Annotated in this window: 18 protein-coding genes; 14 read left to right on the top strand and 4 right to left on the bottom strand. The window is 67.8% G+C overall.

Annotated features, from left to right (window positions below; translation table 11 throughout):
- Positions 1-174: 174 nt before the first annotated feature.
- Entirely contained in the window at positions 175-1017 is an 843-nt protein-coding gene (locus HV798_RS22725; RefSeq protein ID WP_175216544.1) for an IclR family transcriptional regulator, read from the top strand.
- Positions 1018-1035: 18 nt separating this feature from the next.
- On the opposite strand, the gene HV798_RS22720 is transcribed toward HV798_RS22725, so the two are convergent.
- Positions 1036-2076 carry a methyltransferase gene (locus tag HV798_RS22720; protein WP_175216543.1) on the bottom strand — a complete coding sequence of 347 codons (1041 nt, stop codon included), beginning with the start codon at positions 2074-2076 and terminating at the stop codon, positions 1036-1038.
- A gap of 137 nt (positions 2077-2213) precedes the next feature.
- Between HV798_RS22720 and HV798_RS22715 the strand changes: the two genes are divergently transcribed.
- Positions 2214-3134 carry a helix-turn-helix transcriptional regulator gene (locus tag HV798_RS22715; protein ID WP_175216542.1) on the top strand — a complete coding sequence of 307 codons (921 nt, stop codon included), beginning with the start codon at positions 2214-2216 and terminating at the stop codon, positions 3132-3134.
- A gap of 43 nt (positions 3135-3177) precedes the next feature.
- On the opposite strand, the gene HV798_RS22710 is transcribed toward HV798_RS22715, so the two are convergent.
- The 3 genes from HV798_RS22710 to HV798_RS22700 form a co-directional block, all read right to left on the bottom strand.
- On the bottom strand, positions 3178-4359 hold the full coding sequence (locus tag HV798_RS22710; RefSeq protein ID WP_175216541.1) for a low temperature requirement protein A: 1182 nt from the start codon (positions 4357-4359) through the stop codon (positions 3178-3180).
- A 69-nt stretch (positions 4360-4428) separates the two neighbouring features.
- Entirely contained in the window at positions 4429-5859 is a 1431-nt protein-coding gene (locus HV798_RS22705) for an MFS transporter (RefSeq protein ID WP_025138362.1), read from the bottom strand.
- 69 nt (positions 5860-5928) lie between these two features.
- Positions 5929-6357: a VOC family protein gene (locus HV798_RS22700; RefSeq protein WP_025138363.1), complete on the bottom strand. Its 429-nt coding sequence runs from the start codon at positions 6355-6357 to the stop codon at positions 5929-5931.
- Between the two features lie 112 nt (positions 6358-6469).
- Here HV798_RS22700 and HV798_RS22695 point away from each other — a divergent pair, with 112 nt between their 5' ends.
- The 12 genes from HV798_RS22695 to HV798_RS22640 all read left to right on the top strand — a co-directional run bounded on the left by HV798_RS22695 (position 6470) and on the right by HV798_RS22640 (position 18256).
- Positions 6470-6814, top strand: coding sequence for a GFA family protein (locus tag HV798_RS22695; protein ID WP_175216540.1), 345 nt, complete (start codon positions 6470-6472; stop codon positions 6812-6814).
- 291 nt (positions 6815-7105) lie between these two features.
- The gene (locus tag HV798_RS22690; RefSeq protein ID WP_025138365.1) at positions 7106-7996 is read left to right on the top strand and encodes a nitrilase family protein; all 891 of its coding nucleotides are present in this window, start codon (positions 7106-7108) and stop codon (positions 7994-7996) included.
- Positions 7997-8057: 61 nt separating this feature from the next.
- Positions 8058-9236 carry a substrate-binding protein gene (locus tag HV798_RS22685; protein ID WP_025138366.1) on the top strand — a complete coding sequence of 393 codons (1179 nt, stop codon included), beginning with the start codon at positions 8058-8060 and terminating at the stop codon, positions 9234-9236.
- 59 nt (positions 9237-9295) lie between these two features.
- Positions 9296-10129 carry a branched-chain amino acid ABC transporter permease gene (locus HV798_RS22680; RefSeq protein WP_025138367.1) on the top strand — a complete coding sequence of 278 codons (834 nt, stop codon included), beginning with the start codon at positions 9296-9298 and terminating at the stop codon, positions 10127-10129.
- Complete coding sequence (locus HV798_RS22675) at positions 10122-11945, top strand: ABC transporter permease subunit (protein WP_175216539.1); 1824 nt, start codon at positions 10122-10124, stop codon at positions 11943-11945. Before HV798_RS22680 ends, HV798_RS22675 begins: the two co-directional genes overlap by 8 nt.
- Positions 11942-12655: an ABC transporter ATP-binding protein gene (locus tag HV798_RS22670; protein ID WP_025138369.1), complete on the top strand. Its 714-nt coding sequence runs from the start codon at positions 11942-11944 to the stop codon at positions 12653-12655. Before HV798_RS22675 ends, HV798_RS22670 begins: the two co-directional genes overlap by 4 nt.
- A gap of 30 nt (positions 12656-12685) precedes the next feature.
- Entirely contained in the window at positions 12686-13846 is a 1161-nt protein-coding gene (locus tag HV798_RS22665) for a transporter substrate-binding domain-containing protein (RefSeq protein ID WP_175216538.1), read from the top strand.
- A gap of 2 nt (positions 13847-13848) precedes the next feature.
- A complete protein-coding gene (locus HV798_RS22660; protein WP_025138371.1) occupies positions 13849-14496 on the top strand; it encodes an ANTAR domain-containing response regulator in 648 nt (215 codons plus the stop codon).
- Positions 14493-15986 (top strand): M81 family metallopeptidase, encoded by a 1494-nt coding sequence (locus tag HV798_RS22655; RefSeq protein ID WP_175216537.1) that lies wholly within the window; start codon positions 14493-14495, stop codon positions 15984-15986. The genes HV798_RS22660 and HV798_RS22655 overlap by 4 nt, the downstream gene beginning before the upstream one ends.
- Positions 15987-16283: 297 nt before the next feature.
- Positions 16284-16691 (top strand): carboxymuconolactone decarboxylase family protein, encoded by a 408-nt coding sequence (locus HV798_RS22650; protein WP_175216536.1) that lies wholly within the window; start codon positions 16284-16286, stop codon positions 16689-16691.
- A 9-nt stretch (positions 16692-16700) separates the two neighbouring features.
- On the top strand, positions 16701-17309 hold the full coding sequence (locus HV798_RS22645; RefSeq protein ID WP_175216535.1) for an LON peptidase substrate-binding domain-containing protein: 609 nt from the start codon (positions 16701-16703) through the stop codon (positions 17307-17309).
- Between the two features lie 125 nt (positions 17310-17434).
- The gene (locus HV798_RS22640) at positions 17435-18256 is read left to right on the top strand and encodes a ParB N-terminal domain-containing protein (protein ID WP_175216534.1); all 822 of its coding nucleotides are present in this window, start codon (positions 17435-17437) and stop codon (positions 18254-18256) included.
- Positions 18257-18272 lie beyond the last annotated feature (16 nt).

The raw sequence follows: 18272 nt of genomic DNA, 5'->3' as shown, positions 1-18272 counted from the left end.
GCGCGGGTTGCGTAACTCGGACGGATGGCGCGTTTACCCTGCTTGCCGCCGCGCCGCGCACTTATATACTGGCCCGCAGGACGGGATCGGCGCGATGCGCGCGCAGGCTGCATCTGTGGCGATTCTAGGAAGCGATCAGACGAAAGAAAGCGCGATCCGCGCGCCAACGGGGAAATGGAACAGAACATGCCTCTTCGGTTTCAAAATCGCAGTGCAGCATCGCCGCAGGCGGCGGCCGAAGGCGCCGAGGCGCCGGACGATGCCCGGTCCTTGCGCGCGTTGCGGGTGCTGGACTACCTGGCGCGGGCGCAGCATCCGCCCACGCTGGCGCAACTGGCGCAGCGGCTGGAGATGCCCAAGTCCACGCTGATGCGATTGCTGGCCGCGATGCAGCGCGCCGGTTACGCCGCCGCCACGCCGACTGAAAACGGTTTCGTCCCCGGCCCACAGGCCACCGCATTGGCGCTGTCCACGCTGCGCGCGTCCGCCTTCACCCGCGCCTGCCGCGCCGTGCTGGCGCAACTGGTGGGCAAGCTGGGCGAAACCTGCAACCTGACTGCGCCCGACGGCGACCAGGTCGTCTACATGGAACGTGTGGAAACCATTGAACCCTTGCGCTTGTTCTTCGCGGTGGGCAGCCACGTGCCGATGCATTGCACCGCCAGCGGCAAGCTGTTTCTGGCGTCCATGAACCGGCTCGAACGCGGCCGCGTGCTGGCGCGCTTGCCGTTGACGCGCAACACGCCGCGCACGCTGACCGACCCGGCGCGGCTGGAAGACGAACTGGAACGCCTGGCCGCGCGCGGCATCGGCATCGACAACGAGGAATTCGTGCGCGGCATGAGCGCCGTGGCCGTGCCGGTGCGCGATGCGCAGGACCGCGTGGTGGCGGCGGTGGCCTGCCACGCGCCCACGGCCCGGCTGATGCTGGACGACCTGCTGCGCGCCGTGCCGGTATTGCAGGACGCAGCGCATTCGATGAGCGAGGTGCTGGCGCAGCACCGGCCGGGCGCGTGATGGGTTTAGGGCCGCGCGCTATCTGGAAAATCCGCGCAGCGCGCCGCGTCGTGCCGACAGCACCCGCAGCGGGGCCATCGGAAAGCGATCTGCGTCGAACCCGCGCACGTCCACCCACCCCGCATCGCGCAGCGCCTGCGCCATGTCGCCCGTTCGCGTCACGCGCCGTCCCAGCAGCAGCATTGGCAGGTAGTACGGCAAGACCCGCGCGGCGGCATCCGCGTCGGCGGGTATTTCGGCATGGGCAATCACCAACTGCCCGCCCGGCGCCAGCGCGTCGTGCATCTTGCGCAGCGCCGCCTGCGCATCGGGCACGAAATGCAGCACCGACGAGCACCAGATCAGGTCGTAGCCGTGGCCGATGTCGGCCGTTGCCAGATCACCGCCGATGACGCTCATGCGGTCAGCCAGGCCGGCCGCGTCGATGTTCTCTTGCGCCACGGCTACCGTGGCGGGCCAATCGAACACCACGCCGGTGGCGCCGGGCCGGTCCTGCACCAGCGCGATGCCTATCAAGCCCGGGCCGCCGCCCAGGTCCAGGATGCGTTGCGCGCGGGCGGCCGCCGGCACGCAGGCGATCGCCTCGCGCGCCGCGGCGACCGCGATGGCGCGCTGTTCCTGGCCGATTTGCACCCGCGCCGCGTTGGCCCAGGCGCCGGCTTCGGGCTGCACATAGGGGTCCATGGCCGGGCCGTCCTGCGGCAACAACTGGCCCAACTGCTCGCTGAAGTGCAGCAGCGACCGGCGCCGGTAGCGCCAGGCGTCGGCGCAATAGCCGGGTTGGCCCGGCACGAAATGCTGCGCCGCCAGCGGGGCGCAGCAATACTGTGGCGGCTCGCCTTCCAGGCGCCGCAGCAGCCCCAGGCTCCAGAGCATGTCCAGCAAAGGCGTGACGGCGGCAGGCCGTAGCGCCATCGCCTGCGCGACCTGAGCGGCATCGGCGGGCGAGGCTAACTGTTCGAACACGCCCAGTTCCAGCGCGGCGTCCAGCGCCGCGGATTGAACGGGGGCTGCGGCCAGGTCCCAATAACGTTGCAGGGGAAGGGGAGAGGCAGGCATCGGATTCCTCGAATTGAAGGGCATCCCGCAATGGTATTTATTTCTGCGAACGCCTATCATTCACATTCATATGCGTACCGGATCGATTCGTATGCGGTTCGGCGTGCTGCCCGCTTTTCGATACGCTTTCGCCCTTCATGTCCCTGCGCCTTGCCGCCACGCTCGCCCGTCCCGCCGCCGCCCTGCGCCCTGGCTGGCGCCGCGTCGCATTGCCGGCGCACGCTGGCGATTGCCACGCCGACTGGCTGGACCTGGATGCAGACCTGGCCCTGGTGCATTCGCGCTACACCCCCAGCCAGGACCTGATCGAGGAATCGGCCGCCGGGCAGGGCGGGCGCACGCTGGCCATCACGCTGGCCTTGCACGGCGCGTCGGCCTACTGCGGCGCGGATGGCTCGGCGCTGGATTTTCGCGGCGGCCACACCACCGTCACGTCCTTCGGCCGCCGCCATGGCGAACGCCGCTATGCCGGCGGGGCCACCGTGTCGCAGCTGCGCCTGCTGGTCGGCGAACCCGCATTGCGCCGCTATGCCGGCGACGCCCAGGCCAACGCCTTGCTGGGCGACGGCACCTTGCGCCAGCTGGCGCAAGGCCGCACGCCAACCGACCTGGCCGCCCTGGCCAGCGAATTGGTCCAGGGCTGCGATCCGCTGGACGGCCACATCAAGGCCCTGACGCTGCTGTCGCGTCAGTTGCGATCACTGGCGGCCCCGCCGGAACCCGGCCGGCTCAGCCAGGCCGACATCGCCCGGCTGGAACAGGCCCGCGCGCTGATGGTCGAGCAACTGGACCGCGACCTGACCGTGCAGTACCTGTGCCTGGCCACCGGCCTGAACGAGTTCAAGCTGAAAGAGGGCTTTCGCAAGCACTACGGCACCAGCCCCGGCCGCCTGCTGACCGAACTGCGCATGCGCCGCGCCTGGGAATTATTGGAAACCGGCTGCCAGGTGGCGCAGGCGGCATATCGCGTGGGCTACCGGCATCCGGCCAACTTCAGCGCGGCCTTCACCCGCTTTCACGGCCGCACGCCCAAGTCGGTGTTCGGAAAGCGGCGCTAAAGCCGCCGTACGGCCCGGGCCTGCGCGAAGGCCCGGTTACGCCTCAAAGCGGTGCGTGGGCATGCCCTGCGCGCCGCGACAGGCTTTCCCACGTGGCCACCACGATCATGATCAGCGTGGTCAGCCCGCCCACCATCAGGTTGTCGGTCACGAAGGCCACCGGCGCCAGCACCGCCAGCAGCACCAGGCCGACGATGTGCGACAGCGGAAACCGCCCGTACACCACCGTCTTGTAAATGGCGTTGCCCAGCAGGTACAGCGCCGGCCCGCCCACCAAGGCCGCCGCGGCCGCCGTGGTGATGCGCCCGTCCGGGTGCAGAATCACCAGTTCATTGGCCACCGCCGACACGATCACCCCGGCAATCAATATCACGTGCACATAGTGGAAGTAGGCGCCGACCCTGCCCGGATCGGCGTGGTGGGCGATGGCATGGCTGCCGTCCTTGCTGCTGGTGTCGAAGTACACCCACCACATGGCGGCGGTGCCCAGAAAGGCCGCCAGCAGCGCGATCAGAGTCGGCGCATCCCAGTGCGGATGCTCGCCCAGCGTGGCCCCGGTGATCAGCAGCGTTTCGCCCAGCGCCACGATGACAAACAACTGGCAGCGCTCGGCCAGGTGGCCGCCTTCGATGGTCCAGTCTCGGGTGGTCGAACGGCCCAGGCCCGGCAGCCAGAACCCCGTCATGGGCGACAGGTATTCGCAGGCCACCGCCAGCGCCCACAGCGCCAGCCGGGCATCGCCGTCAGCCAGGCCGCCCGCGATCCACAGCACCCCTGAAATGCACAGCCAGCCCAGCATGCGGCGAAAGTTCGGCGCCAGCGGGTGCGACGGCCCCAGGTGCAGCACTACAAACAGCGTGCGCCCCACCTGGATCAGCACGTAGCTCATCGCGAAGATCAGCCCGTTCTCGCCAAACGCGCCCGGCAGCACCGCAGCGGCCACCAGGCCCGCCAGCATCACCGCGAACAGCATCAGGCGCATCGGCAGCGCGTCGGGGTCGAACCAGTTGGTGACCCAGCAGGTGTACTGCCACCCCAGCCACACCGCGAACCACAGCACCAGCGTGTGGATGGCGCCCATCAACGTCAGGTCGTGCAGCAGGCTGTGAGACAGCTGGGTGACCGCGAAGACGTAGACCAGATCAAAGAACAGCTCGACGAAGGTCACGCGGGCTTCGTGGCCGTCCCGGCGGCGCAACAGGTTGGCGCTGGCAAGGAATGTCATGGCGGTGGGCTTCCTGTAGAAGGGGCGCCGCCAGATTACTGCAAGCCCCTTGCCGCCGCCGTAAAGAATTTAAAAGTCGTGGGCCGGCAGGTCGCGGTTGCGCGACCGCACCAGCGCACCGCTCAGCAAACCGGCCACCGCGGCGATCCCGGCGCCCGCCAGAAAGGTCAGCTGGTAGCCGCCGTTGAGTGCCACGACCGGCGCTGCGCCGCCTGCGGCCAGCGCCGTGGTGCGGGCCGCGGCCAGGCTGGCCAGTACCGCCAGCCCCAGCGCGCCGCCCATCATGAACGCGGTGTTCACCACGCCCGATGCCAGGCCGGACTGGCTGGGTTCCACATCGCTCATGGCCGCCAGCAGCATGGGGTTGAAGGCAATGCCCGCGCCCAGCCCCAGCAGCAGCATGCCCGGCAGCACGTCGGCCACGAAGCTGCCGTCGATGGGCGCGCGGGCAAACAGCGCCAGCCCCAGCGCCGCCAGCAACAGGCCCGTGGTCAGCGGCCCGCGGATGCCAAAGCGCATCACCAGCTTGGCCGACAGCCCCAGCGAAAACGCCGCCATGATCAGGTTGGCCGGCAGAAACGCCAGGCCCACCTGCATGGCGTCGTAGCGCAGCACCAGCTGCATGTACAGCGCCGACACGAAAAACCAGGCAAACATGGCCGCCGCCCACAGCACGCCCACGACATTGGCCGTGGCCACGTTGCGCAGCCGGAACAGCCCCAGCGGCATCAAGGGTGCCGCCACGCGCGCTTCGATCAGCAGGAACAGCGCCATCAACAGCACCGCCGCGCCGATCAGCCCCAGGGATTGCGCCGACGTCCAGCCGGCCTCGTTGCCGTTGACGACGGCGTACACCGCCAGCATCAGCGACGCCGTCACGGTCACCGCGCCCGCCACGTCCAGCTTGCCGCCCGCCGCCTGCGCCTTGGCCGCCGGCAGCAGCCGCAGGCACAGCGCATACACCAGCACGCCAATGGGAATATTGACCAGGAAGATCCAGTGCCACGACAGCGCGCTGGTCAGCAAGCCGCCCAGCAGCACGCCGATGCTGCCCCCGCCCGCACAGACAAAGCCGTACACGCCCATGGCGCGGGCGCGCTCGCCGGCCTCGGTGAACAAGTTCATGATCAGCGACAGCGACACCGCCGACACCACCGCGCCGCCCAGCCCCTGCGCCGCGCGGGCCGCGATCAGCAGCCCCTGGCCCTGCGCCAGGCCACAGGCCAGGGACGCCACGGTGAACAGCGTCAGCCCCGCCAGGAACATGCGGCGGTGGCCCAGCAGGTCGCCCAGCCGCCCGCCCAGCAGCAGAAAGCCGCCGAAGGTCAGCATGTAGGCGTTCACCACCCACACCAGCGATGTCTCGGTGAAATGCAGGTCTTCGCGAATCGAGGGCAGGGCGACGTTGACGATCGTGGTGTCCAGCACGATCATCAGCACGCCCAGGCAAAGCACCATCAAGGCCCACCAGCGTTGCTTGCCGTGTATGCCATGCGTCATGGGTTGAATCCTTCGCCGCGCGGGCGGGTAATGGGTCGGCAATGGTAGCGGGCCGGCACCCGCAGCGCGCTAATGGGTCAACCGCCCGCCGCTGATCATCCAGCGGGTCTCAAAGCGGTCGATCAGCGCGCCATGGGCTTCGGCCCAGAACGTTTTCTGCAGCGGCATGGTAACGCTGCCGCCTTCCGCCAGCATGTCAAAAATGCGGTGGGCGTCCGACACCGTGGGATACGCCAGCGACAGCGCCATGCCCTGCTTGCCGGGGTAGGGGTGCCCGGCGGTGGCGTCGCTGGCCATCAGCAGTTGTTCGTCCAGCGCCAGGCGGGCGTACATGATGCGTTCGGCATCTTCGGCCGACAGGTCCGGCATGGCCGCGTCCGGCGGCGCGTCCGTGTAGCGCAGCAACGCTTCGATGCGCCCGCCCAGCACGCGTTCGTAGAATTGCATGGCCTCGGCGCAGTTGCCGTCGAAACTGAGATAGGCGGATAGTCGGGGCATGAGGGGTCTCCTTTGGTCAGGGGCCGCGACGGCAGGCGCCGCGTCGTTTTATGATGGCTGTCGGCAATCGCATCGGTCGCAGAGACACGACCGCCACCCAAGGAGCCAGGCCATGCAACAAGGAAGCTGCCACTGCGGAAAGATTACCTTCGAAGTCGAAGGCGAGCCGTCACAGGTACTGGAATGCAACTGTTCGCACTGTAGCCGCAAGGGCTACCTGCTGTGGTTCGTGCCGCGCGGCAAGCTGCGCATCACGTCATCGACAGACAGCCTGTCGACCTACAAATTCAACAAGCACGTGATTGCGCATCACTTCTGCGCCCACTGCGGCTGCGCGCCGTTCGGCTTTGGCGCCAGCCCCACCGGCGAGGCAACTGCCGCGGTGAACGCGCGTTGCCTGGTCAGCGTGGATCTGGCGGGCCTGACGCGTATTCCGTACGACGGCCGCAACGCCTGACGCCATTGTCGCACCGGGCCACGGCCCGGGAAATCCCCGCCGCAAAATCCGGGCCTCATCACGCTGTCCGGGAAACCTCTTATTGTCCGCGGCGCCAGCGCATCCCTATGATTCGCCACAGGATCAGCACTGATCCCAAGGCGCCAGGCCCAGGCCCGCGCCGCAGTACCCGGTAGCACCCCGCAGCAATAACTGCTGCCCGAACTTTCCGTCTGGCTATAGAAGCCCCCGACTCACACGCACTGCGTGGTCGGGGGCTTTTTCGTTTTCAAATCCGCAACAGGAGACCGCATGCAAGTTTCACAGCCGCAGGACGCCGCGCCGTCCGCGATCCGGGTGGCCAGCGTGCAGACCGCCCCGCAAATGGGGTGCGTGGCCGCCAACCTGGCGCGTTCCATCGAACTGGTCGAACAGGCCGCCGCCCAGGGCGCGCAGCTGGTGGTGCTGCCCGAACTGGCCAACACCGGCTACATGTTCGAGAGCCGCCAGGAAGCCTTTGCACTGGCCGAAACGGTGCCGGACGGCCCCAGCGCCCAAGCCTGGATCGCGCTGGCGCAGCGGCTGGGCATCTATCTGGTCGCCGGCATCGCCGAACGCAGCGGCGACCGGCTCTACAACGCCGCGCTGATCGCCGGCCCCGCCGGTTACCTGGGCACCTACCGCAAGCTGCACCTGTGGGGCGACGAAAACCTGTTCTTCGAACCGGGCGACCTGGGCCTGCCGGTGTTTCACACCGAACTGGGCCGCTTGGGCGTGGCCATCTGCTATGACGGCTGGTTTCCCGAGGTCTACCGCCTGCTGGCCATGCGCGGCGCCGACATCGTGGCCGTGCCCACCAACTGGGTGCCTATGCCGGGCCAGACGCCCGACGGCCCGGCCATGGCGCATGCGCTGGCCATTGCCGGCGCCCACAGCAACGGCCTGACCGTGGTGTGCGCCGACCGCGTCGGCACCGAACGCGGCCAGCCGTTCGTGGGCCGCAGCCTGATCGTCGGCTCGCAAGGCTGGACGGCTGCCGGCCCCGCCAGCTTCGACCAGGAAGAAGTGCTGGTCGCCCCGGTGGACCTGGCGGCCTCGCGCCGGGCGCGGCAGTTGAACGCCTTCAACCACGTGCTGCGCGACCGGCGCTGCGACCTGTATGACGAACTGCTGGGCGCCACCGACGCGCCCCGGCAGGGCTGAACCCGACTCTCTTCACACCCCACGTACAACGGCGGATAGCCGGCCCCCAAGGAGAAATTCCATGACGTTCTTGCAGCGCAGCTTCCCCCGCAGTTTCCTTACCCGACTTTCCTTCGTCGCCTTGCTGGCCGGCGCGGCCGGTGCACAGGCCGCCGAGCCCTTGCGCATCGGCGTGCCGGTCGGCCTGTCCGGCGCCAACAGCGTCGTCGCACCCGGCGTGGTGCAGGCTTCGCAACTGGCCGCCGACGAAATCAATGCGGCCGGCGGCATCCTGGGCCGCCAGGTCGTGCTGGAAATCGCCGACGACGCCTCGGGCGCGGTCGGCGCGCAAAAGGCCTACGACACGCTGGTGTTCCAGAAAAAGGTGGATGCCATCATCGCCATGGAAACCAGCGCGGCCCGCAACGCGGCGCTGCCCATCGTGTCGCGCGGCAAGGTGCCGTACATCTACACGTCTTTCTACGAAGGCCGCTCGTGCAACCGCTGGATGCACGTCAACGGCTGGGTGCCCGAACAGCAGGTGGCGCCGGTGGTCGACCACTTCATGAAAGAACGCGGCGCCAAGACCTTCTTCCTGGTGGGCAGCGACTACGCGTTTGGCCGCGGCATGCTCAAGTTCACCCGCGAATACATCGAAAAGCAGGGCGGCCGCGTCGTGGGCGAGGAATACCTGCCCATCGACGGCTCCGACTGGACGCCCGTCGTGTCCAAGATCCGCTCGGCCAACCCCGACGCGCTGATCAGCTCCACGGCCGGCGGCGGCCCCAACGTCAGCCTGGCCAAGCAGGTCAAGGCCGCCGGCCTGACCATGCCCTACGGCAACCTGGCCATCGACGAAGCCACCGCCAAGACCATGGGCGAAACCGCCGTGGGCATGTACCTGTCCGCGTCGTACCTGACCAGCATCGATACCCCGCAGAACCGCAAGTTCCTGGACGGCCTGAAAGCCAAGTTCGGCGCCGACGCCAAGACCGCCAACGAGTTCTCGGGCCCGCAGTACGAAGCCTTCTTCCTGTACAAGGCCGCGGTCGAGAAGGCCGGCAGCACGGATTCGCAGAAAGTCGTGCAGGCGCTGAGCGAAGTCTCGTTCGACGGTCCGCGCGGCCCGGTCAAGATGGACCGCCAGCGCCACGCCGCCCTGACCATGCGCCTGGGCCAGGTGCAGCCGGACGGCTCCATCAAGATCCTGCAGACCTTCAACCAGGTGGACCCGGGCGCGCAATGCCCGGACCTGAAGTAACGCTTCCTGGCATGACGCAACACGCGCCGCCGGCCTGGCCGGCGGCGCTGGAGAGCACTATGGGTTTGATGCTGGACATCCTGAGCACGGCCGCCATGCTGTTCATCGTGACGGCCGGGCTGATGATCATCTTTGGCGTGATGAAGATCGTCAATTTCGCGCACGGCGCCATCATCACGCTGGGCAGCTACGCCAGCCTGGTGGTCACGCAGCTGGGGCTGGACCCCTGGCTGGCGCTGCCCTGCGCACTGGCGGCCGGCGTGCTGGTGGGCATGGCGGTCGAACGGCTGATCGTGCAGCCGCTGTACAAACGGCCGCTGGACGCCATCCTGGCCACCTGGGGGCTGGGCATCGTCATCGGCCAGCTCATCACCATGGCCTTTGGCCGCGAAGTGCAGTTCGTGGATTCCCCCATCCAGGGCGCCGTGCCGTTCCTGGGCACCGAATATTCCGCCTACCGCCTGTTCCTGGTGCCGTGCGCGCTGCTGCTGTATGCCGCCATGACGCTGCTGCTGAACGGCACCCGCTTCGGCGTGCGCACCCGCGCGGTCATCATGAACGAAGACCTGGCGCGCGGCCTGGGCATCAACGCCGAACGCATCCGCTTCACCACCTTCGGTCTGGGCGCCGGGCTGGGCGCGCTGGCCGGCGCGCTGATCACCCCGCTGTCCAGCGTGGACCCCGGCATGGGACTGCCCTGGCTGGTCAGCGCCTTCATGCTGGTGATGGTGTCCGGCAACTCGATCACCGCGCTGCTCGTGACCTGCCTGGTCTACGGCGCCTGCCAGGTGCTGGTGAGCGTGTACGTCAGCCCCATCCTGGGCGGCGTCACCATCGCCGTGCTGGCGGCCCTGACCCTGCGCCTGCGCCCCAAAGGATTCGCCCATGACTGATACCTCTCTAGCGCAACAGGCACCGGCCGCGCCCGCTGCCGACGCCCGCCGCAGCGCGCGGGGCCGCGACCTCTTGTGGCTGTCCGTGCTATGCCTGGCCCTGACGGTCGCCGGCCCCTGGCTGTTCGACACCTACCTCTTGAACGTGCTCATCAAGGCGCTGTTCTTCGCTGTCGCTGCCGTGACGGTGGACATCCTGTGGGGCTACACCGGCTACCTGACCTTCGGCCAATCGGCCTTCTTCGGCGTGGGCGCCTATGCCGCCGGGCTGGCCTTCACCCACTACGGTTTTTCCCCCGCCACGGCCGGGCTGGCCGTGCTGGTGGCCGTGGGCGGGGCGGCCCTGCTGGCCCTGGTCACCGGCTGGCTGTCGTTCTACCGCGGCGCCTCGCCGTTCTTTGCCACCGTCATTTCGCTGGTGCTGCCCATCGTGCTGACCCAGGTGGCGCTGTCTGGCGGCACCTACACCGGGTCGTCCTCGGGCCTGACCGGCTACGACACCTTCGACCTGTCGCTGGAAGCCTGGTACGTCATCGCCGCCGGCGGCCTGTCGATCGTGTCGCTGCTGGCCTGGGTGGCCGTGCGCAGCGACGGCGGCCGCATCCTGGTGGCGCTGCGCGACAACGAGGCGCGCTGTAGCTACCTGGGGCTGAACACCGCCCAGTGGCGCATCGCGCTCTTGGTCGTGTGCGGCGCGGTCGCCAGCCTGGCGGGCTTTGGCTACGGCGCCTTCAGCGGCGTGGTCGCGCCGGAACTGACCGGCCTCGTCTTCGGCACCGAGCTGATCATCTGGGTGGCGCTGGGCGGGCGCGGCACCATATGGGGTCCGGTGCTGGGCGCCATCCTTATCAACGTGGCCGGTTCCTACCTGAGCGGCAACCTGCCGTTCGTGTGGCAACTGCTGCTGGGCGTGACCTTCATCCTGGTCATCCTGCTGCTGCCGCGCGGCCTGTTGCCGCTGCTGCTGGCGCCCCTGCGCAAGCGGCGTCCGGCCCCGGCGCCGCACCTGGTGGCCCGCCCGCTAGCGGCTGCAGGGCAGGGCGGCCCGGCCGCCCCGCGCGCCCTGGGCCTGTCCGGCGTCGCCAAGCGTTTCGGCAGCCTGAAAGTGCTGGAAGGCATCGACCTGCAAGCGCGCGGCGGCGAACTGCTGGGCCTGATCGGCCCCAACGGCGCCGGCAAGACCACGCTGATGCGCTGCATTGCCGACGGCGCCGAGCGCACCGACGGCGAGGTCGAACTCTGCGGCCATCCCGTGCGCCGCGACGGCCCCGAGCAATGCGTGCGCTTCGGCCTGGGCCGCAAGTTCCAGAACGCCAACATCTTCGACACCCTGACCGTCGCCGAAAGCCTGCGCATCGCCACCACCCTGCGCGAACGGCCCTCGTGGCGCCGCCGCGCGCCGCAGCTGGCCTTGCCGGCCTACGCGCTGGAAGTCCTGCGCATGACTGGCCTGGACCAGCAGCTGGACAGCATCGCGCGCGACCTGTCGCACGGCCAGCAGCAGGCGCTGGAACTGGCCATGGTGCTGGCGCTGGAGCCGCGCGTGGTGCTGCTGGACGAGCCCACCGCGGGCCTGTCCAAAGACGAACGCGCCCGCATCGGCCAGGTGCTGTCATCCCTGGCGCACACCCACGGCCTGTGCTGCCTGCTGGTCGAACACGACCTGGACTTCGTGGCCGAAGTCGCCACCCGCATCATCGTGCTGCACCAGGGCCGCATCGTCATGGACGGCAGCTTCCGTGAAGTCGTCGAATCGGAACTGGTGCGCACCATCTACGCCGGCAATGCCCCCACGCCCCAAGGAGCCGCCACATGACCCCCGCCACCCCGGCCCTGCACCTGGAAGGCGTTGCCAGCGGCTACAAGGGCGCCGTCGTGCTCAACGACATCTCGCTGTCGGTGCCCAGCGGCGCCTGCGTGGCGCTGCTGGGCAAGAACGGCATGGGCAAGAGCACGCTGCTCAAGACCGTGATGGGCTACCTGCCCAAGCTGCGCGGCCGCGTCAACGTGGGCGCGGTCGACGCCACCCGCCTGCGGCCGCACGAGGTCGCCCGCTGCGGCGTGGCCTACGCCGCCCAGGAACAGCCGCTGTTTCCCGACCTGAACATCCGCGACAACCTGCGCCTGGGCCTGGCCCACGACAAGCTGTTCGACGAACGCTTCGGTGAAATCGCCGACCTGTTTCCCGTCTTTGCCAGCCGCCTGCGCCAGCAGGCCGGTACCCTGTCGGGCGGCGAACAGAAAATGCTGCTGGTCGCGCGCGGCCTGATGCAGCGGCCCGCCTTGCTGCTGCTGGACGAAATCACCGAAGGCCTGCAGCCGTCCGTCATCGACCGGCTGGGCCGCGCGCTCAACTGGGAACGCGAGCGCCGCGGCACGTCCATGTTCATCGTCGAACAGAACGTGGCGTTTGCCCTGGACGTCGCCGACCGCTACCTGGTCCTGAAGCAGGGCGCCATCGTCGACCAAGGCGAGGCTGGCGCACCCCAGGCGGTCGGCCATATCATGGGCCACTTGAAGGTATGAAGCCCAACACACTTTGCAAAGGATGCCGTTATGACCCCCCGCAATGACAGTGACGCCGCCGGGCAGGGTTGGCGCATCGGCGTGCTGTACTCGCGCAGCGGGGTCACCGGCACCACCGAAACCCAGCACTTCTTCGGCACCGTGCTGGCCGTCGAAGAAATCAACGCCCTGGGCGGCGTGCTGGGCCGCCCGCTCGAACCCGTGGTCTACGACCCCCGCAGCGACAGCGAAGAATACCGCCGCCTGGCCGCCCGCCTGCTGCTCGACGACGAAGTCAGCGTCATCTTCGGCGGGTGCACCTCGCACTGCCGCAAAGCCATGCTGCCCGTCGTCGAACGCAGCAATTCACTGCTCTGGTACGCGTCCGTCTACGAAGGCTTCGAATATTCGCCTAACGTCATCTACACCGGCGCCGCGCCCAACCAGGGCAGCATGCAGCTGGCCGCCTACCTCATCCAGCACTGCGGCTCGCGCATCTTCCTGGTCGGCGCCGACTACATCTACCCCCGCGAAACCAACCGCATCATGCGCGACACGGTGGAAGAACACGGCGGCGAAATCCTCGACGAAACCTACCTGCCGCTGGGCTGCGACGACAGCGACATCATCGACGTCGTGCGCGACATCCGCCGCATCCAGCCCGACGTGGTCTTCTCCACCCTGATCGGCGACGACGCCCAGCGCTTCTACCGCCGCTACCACGAAGCCTGCCAGGCCGACCCCGCCGCGCCCCACATTCCCATCGCCAGCCTCACCATGGCTGAATCCGAGGTTGCCGAAATCGGCGCCGAACTGTGCGTCGGCCACATCACCGCCGCCACCTACTTCAACACCGTCGACAGCCCCGCCAACGCCCACTTCCTGGCCCGCTGGCACGCCCGCTTCGGCGAGCGGCCCGCCAGCGTCTACGCCGAAAGCGCCTACAGCCAGGTGCACCTGTTCGCCCGCGCCCTGCAACGCGTGGGCAGCATGGACACCCGTAAACTGGTCCAGGCCGTGCACCAGGTGGGCTTTGACGCACCCGAAGGCCGCCTGTCCATCCTGGCCGAAAACAACCACTGCGTGCTGACCCCGCGCATCGGCGTCTGCCGCGCCGACGGCCGCTTCGACATCGTCTGGGAAAGCGGCGAACCGGTAAAGCCGGACCCCTACCTGACCGCGTTCGGCCTGGACGAATTCTGGTTGAAATAAGCATGGACCATAGCCTTCGCCGCCTTTATGAAGACCTGCGCAGCGTCGCGGTCGCCGTGGCCTATCCGCCCGGCGAAGACCGCGACCTGCTGGTCGAACAGCTCAAGCGCATCGGTTGCCGCATCCACCTGTGCTGGCCGTTTCCCGACAAGCCCCCGGCGGGCGCCGACGTCGTCTTCTTCCAGGTCTCGCAGTGCGGCCAGAACAGCTCGGCCTGGTCCGCCAGCGAGGTCGAGGCCACCCTCATCGCCCTGTCCGAATACGAAACCCCCACCACCTTGAAGCAACTGCTCAAGAGCAACGCGCACGGCGTCCTGACCCGGCCGTTCCGGTCCGCCGGCATTCTCAGCACCCTGGTGCTGGCGCGGTCCGCCAAGCAGTTCCAGAGCCGCCAGCAGAACAAGATCGACAAACTCGAAAACACCATCAAGGCACGCCGCGTCATCGAAAAAGCCATCCGCGTGCTGATGGACCACCAACGCCTGGACGAGCGCGCCGCCTACGAACACATGCGCACCCGCGCCACCGGCCTGCGTGTCAGCGTCGCCGAGGTCGCCGCCATGATCATCGAGGCCAGCGAAGCCATGGAAAAACTGGGGCTGGGCGGCGCTGCACGCCCCGACCCCACCCCCGGAGGAGGCAAGGCATGAAAGTCCTGATCGCCCGCATGAACCACGAGACCAACACCTTTTCGCCCGTGCCCACGCCTTTGTCGGCCTTTGGCAACGACGGCCCCACCTATGGCGCCCAGGCCTATGAAGAAAACAAAGGCAAGCGCACCGCCATGTCCGCCTTCATCGACCTGGCCGAGGCGCGCGCCGCCACCCTCGTCACCCCCGTGTCCGCCACCGCCTACCCCAGCGGCCGCGTCGACGGCGACGCCTACCGCCAACTGTGCGACCGCATCGTTGCCGGCGCCCACGGCTGCGACGCCATCCTGCTCGACCTGCACGGCGCCATGGCCGTCGAAACCACCGACGACGGCGAAGGCGATCTGCTCGAACGCCTGCGCCAGCAAGCCCCCGACGTGCCCATTGCCGTCGCCCTGGACCTGCACGGCAACGTCACCCAGAAAATGGTCGACAACGCCGACGTCATCATCAGCTTCAAGACCTACCCCCACATCGACATGTACGAAACCGGCGAACACGCCGGCCGCATCCTGTTCGACTGGCTGTCTGGCGGCCCCCGGCCCACCATGGCCTGGCGCCGCCTGCCGCTCATGAGCCACACCCTGCGCAGCAACACCGCCGAAGGCGCCATGCGCCGCGCCGTGCAGGCTGCCCGCGGCGCTGAGGCCGGCGGCATGCTGGGCGTGTCCGTGCTCGCCGGCTTTGCCTTGGCCGACATCCCCGATCCCTGCCTGACCGTCGTCGTCGTCGCCGCCCGGGATGCGGACGGCGCCGACCGCGTCGCCGCGGGTCTCGCCGCCGCCATCTGGGAAGACCGCGACGGCTTCGTCTACGAAGCCGAACCCCTGGCCGCATCCCTGGACCGCGCTGTTGCCGTCGCACGTGGCGCGGATCGTCCCGTGTTGTTGCTGGATCATGGCGACAACTGCATGTCCGGTGGCACCTGTGACACGATGGATGTGCTGACGGCCGCCGTCGACGCCGGCCTGACCGGCATCGTCGCCGGGCTGTACTGCGATCCCGAAGCGGTCGAGGCCATGATCCAGGCCGGGGAGGGGGCGAGGGTGGAACTGCCAGTCGGCAACAAACGGCCCATCCCCTCCATCGGCCGCCCCGCCGCACCCGTGACGCTGCGCGGGGTTGTGCGCGCCATCACCGACGGCACCTACGTCATCAGCGGCCCCACCTACACCGGCCAGACCGCCTGCATGGGCCGCAGCGCCGTCCTCGACATCGGCGCCGCCCAGTTGGTGGTCACGGAAAGAACCCACGAACCCTGGGACCTGGGCGTCTTCGAAAGCCTGGGCATCAACCCGCGTGAGGCTCGCTTCATCCTCGTTAAATCGCGCATGTACTGCCGCCCGGTGTTCGTGCCGATTTCGTGCGCCTTGATTGAATGCGACAGCCCGGGGGTGACCAGCTCGGATTTCTCGTTGTTTCCGTATCAACGGAGAAATCGTCCGCGGTATCCGCTGGACCCGTTCAAGCCGGCGTCGGTTTCGCCGTGACGCTGTGCGGACCCGTCCATGGTGCTGATCAGTACGTTTCCCTGAATCCGTAGGGCACATTCGCAAGGGGATGCCTGTCGCTTTCGTAGGATGTCGCCCGGCATCCTTTCTAGGCGGGCTGTCCGACTCCTTCCTATGAATCCGTCTGACTATCCCCTCACGAGGCCGTCCGACAGTTCTTCATGAAAGAGTCCGGCACCTTTCCCACGGCTTGAACCGAGCCAGCCTTTCCAGTTCAATGGAACATTGCGCGGGCGGCACTGTCGCCGCCCGCCGGTTTTCCTGTCGGAGTGGCGTATGGCAACGGTGCATTTGCTGTCGGACGAAGAAGTCCGCAAGAATCCCCAGGCGTGGGCGGTGTTCGAAGACATCCGCGCCACCCGCAAGTCCGATTTCGTCAATAACTTTTGGCGCGCCCTGGCCAACGACCCGCCGCAACTGGAGCGCGTCTGGGCCCAGCTGAAACAAGTCATGATGGCCGAAGGCGAACTCTCGCCCCTCGTCCGCGAAATGATCTACATCGCCGTCTCCACCGCCAACGGCTGCACCTACTGCATCCATTCCCACACCGCCGCCGCCCGCGCCAAAGGCATGACCGACGGCCAGCACGCCGAACTGCTCGGCGTCATCGGCATGGCCGCCCAGACCAACGCCCTGGTCACCGCCATGCAGGTGCCCGTCGACGACGCCTTCGCCGTGAAGTAGGGCGGCGCCGTGGCCACCATCCCCCTGTTCCCGCTATCCAACGCCCTGTTCCCCGCAGGCGTCATGCACCTGCGCATCTTCGAAGTGCGCTACCTGGACATGATCCGCCGCTGCATCGCCGACGGCACCGAATTCGGCGTCGTCGCGCTGCTGGCGGGCAACGAGGTGCGGTCCCCCGAAGGCACCGAGACCCTGGCGCCCGTCGGCACCCTGGCCCGCATCGACGCCTGGGACGCGCCCATGCCCGCGCTATTGCAGTTGCGCTGTGTCGGGACAAGCCGTTTTCGGCTGGTTTCCAGCCAACTGGCAAAATACGGCCTTTGGATGGGCGAAATCGAACCCATCCCCGACGACCCGATCCTTCCCGTGCCTGCCGCCTTGCAACCCTGCGCCGACGCGCTGGGCAGTTTGGTCGCCCAATGGCAACAAGAAGGCCTACCCGCCGACCGCATGCCCCTCGCGTCGCCGTACCGGCTGGATGAGTGCGCTTGGGTGGCTGATCGCTGGTGTGAGTTGTTGCCGATGCCGGCGGCCGAGAAGGTTCGGTTGCTGGCGCTGTCGGACCCCGAGGTGAGGCTGGCGGCGGTGCATGCTGCGCTGGATGGTCGGCTGCCGTAAGACGGGGTTGACGTGCGCGACTGGGGAAGAGCGGCCTAACCGCAGCAGACGCTTGGCCTCAATCGGGCCGTAACGGGTCGCGGCGGAATCGCAGCGGGTCGGGCAAGCATTATTTTTTGGACACCATGAATATAAGAATCGACGAAGGCCTGCGCGCCTATATTGACCCCTTGACCGACGACGAGCGCGAAGCCCTCGAACGCAGCTTGTTGGCTGAAGGCTGCCGCGACGCCCTGGTCCTGTGGGGCGACTTGCTGGTCGATGGTCATAATCGCTACGCCTTGTGCATGAAGCACGGTATCGAATTCCAGACGCGTCAGAACACGTCCTTCAAGTCCATGGAAGACGTCCATCTCTGGATGATCGAAAACCATCTGGGGCGTCGCAGCGTCTCCGACTTCCAGCGCGGGGTGTTGGCCCTGCGCAAGAAAGAAATCTTGCAATCCCGCAGTGTGCCGCCTTGGGAAGACGACGGTAGCACCCCGCCACCTCCGATTCCCCCCGCGCCGCCCGCCGCTGCCATCAGCCGCCAGACCCTGGCGCGCGAAGCGAGGATTAGTAGCAGCACCCTAGGCCAGATCGAAAAAATCCAGAAAGCCGCTGCCCCGGAACTGGTGCGTGCGGTCAAGGACGGCGCCATCTCCATCAACGCAGCCGCCGCCGTCTCCACGCTTCCCCCTGAACGCCAGGCCGCCGCCGTCGCCGGCGGCAAGAAAGAACTACAACAAGCCGCCCGCGAAGTCCGCCAGGCCAAGGCCCCGCCACCGCGCGAGGCTGTGCCGGATATTCCTATCGAGAATATCGCTGACTTGCCTGCCGAAGTGACCCGGCTGCGGGAACTGCTGGCGAGGTTGACGGATGAGCGTGATCAGTTGAAGAAGAAGATCATGCATTTGACCGTGGCGCTGGCGGAGGCGCGTAATGCGACGGGTAGTGGGGACGACTAAGGACTTGGAGCAGAAC

This window comes from Achromobacter deleyi (assembly GCF_902859705.1).
Classification (GTDB): Bacteria; Pseudomonadota; Gammaproteobacteria; order Burkholderiales; family Burkholderiaceae_B; genus Achromobacter; species Achromobacter deleyi.
The sequence above is the reverse complement of the archived record's forward strand: the minus strand, read 5'-3'. Positions and strand labels throughout refer to the sequence as shown.